General features: G+C 38.0%; 2 protein-coding genes. Both read left to right on the top strand.

Features of this window, described 5'->3' with window-relative positions; genetic code table 11:
- Positions 1-574, top strand: a 574-nt coding sequence (locus tag A1QO_RS02630; protein WP_206743925.1) for a hypothetical protein, incomplete at its 5' end; no start/stop codon positions are given.
- 150 nt (positions 575-724) lie between these two features.
- Complete coding sequence (locus tag A1QO_RS02625) at positions 725-1,213, top strand: hypothetical protein (protein WP_017040982.1); 489 nt, start codon at positions 725-727, stop codon at positions 1,211-1,213.
- Positions 1,214-1,322: the final 109 nt, after the last annotated feature.

The following is a 1,322-nucleotide window of genomic DNA, read 5'->3' as shown; positions in this document are numbered from 1 at the left end:
AAGCGCCGCTCACACCTTAATGCGGCGTTATGCCCTTTTACGAAATAGGAAGCTTATTGTGGATGAAAATCAGTTAAACTTTATGATCGCACTTTTGAGTGCGATATCTGCACTTTTGGCTACGTTACTCATGATGTTCTATCGATTTCTTGATCAACGAAGAAAATTAGAAGTTTCTCCAATCTATCAAGCTGGTCTCATCCAAACGGCTAACGATGTTAAATTTGACCAGATGTATCTATCAATTCGTGTATTGAATGTAGGCTCACAACACCTCTATATTCACTCACCTTGCATTAAAATTCCTCGTAAAATAGACGAGATAGATTTACATCAAATAGTTACTCCCGACGAAAAGTATCCGAAAAGAGTTGAATCGGGGGAAGAGTATTTAAAGAAAACTAGTTTAGAGCAGATCTTATCGTTGCTAGAAAGTAAGCTGAGACTAAATAGTAATGAAAAGATACGTTTCCAAGTAACTGACTCTTTTGGGAAAATTCACAAGTCAAAGCCTATTAAGCTGTCAACACTGAGAGCGGAGTTCACTAAAATTGATGCTAATACATTGAACTAGTTGAGACGGGCATAACAAACAATTTAAGAGGGATTCCCAACGCTTGGCATTTTTGCTTCTACTTCAATTTTAGTGGTTACGGTACAATGCTTTAGGTCGGGTGGTAGCGTTGCTCACCCCTTAATTGGGCGTTAACTTGATGGAGCAAGAATGGTAGATCTACCGGTTGGTGTGAGAGTGTACAAAACAAGGTTTATTTTAATAGGTATTGTATTTGCAGGTATTTATTGCGTAACACCAACTAGTAGCGTAATGGATAATGCCCTTGTTGGGATTTTTAGTACTTTCATAATGTACGAAATATGGATGATGGCAAAAGGCCGAACAATATTGGTCATTAGTTACGATGGTATTTATCATTTTAAATATGGTTTTATTAGCTGGGAAGTTATTGATAGAGTGGAAGTGGTTAAGTATGAAGAACTACGTCGCTTGAATTTTCCAGGCGTCATATTGCATTTTAATAAGGAAGAGTCGCTCAAGCGTTTTTGGAATACGAAGTTGAATGGTTTTGAGCTTGCTGCTCAAAAGAAAATTAGCTTATTTGGTGTTGATTGTAATATTGATTATGTCGCATCATTTTCAAACAAGCTTATAAGTCGGCATAGAAGATTGCACTCGATGGATAGATCAAGTTAACAAGGCGCTTAAGCAGACACTTCACGCTAGGCTTTTTCGCTTCGCAAAAGTATATGCCTAGGTTATGTGCAGCTTAGCTAGGCGTTAGGCGGCCTATTACGTTGAAAGG

Source organism: Vibrio genomosp. F10 str. ZF-129 (assembly GCF_000287055.2).
Classification (GTDB): domain Bacteria; phylum Pseudomonadota; class Gammaproteobacteria; order Enterobacterales; family Vibrionaceae; genus Vibrio.
The sequence above is the reverse complement of the archived record's forward strand: the minus strand, read 5'-3'. Positions and strand labels throughout refer to the sequence as shown.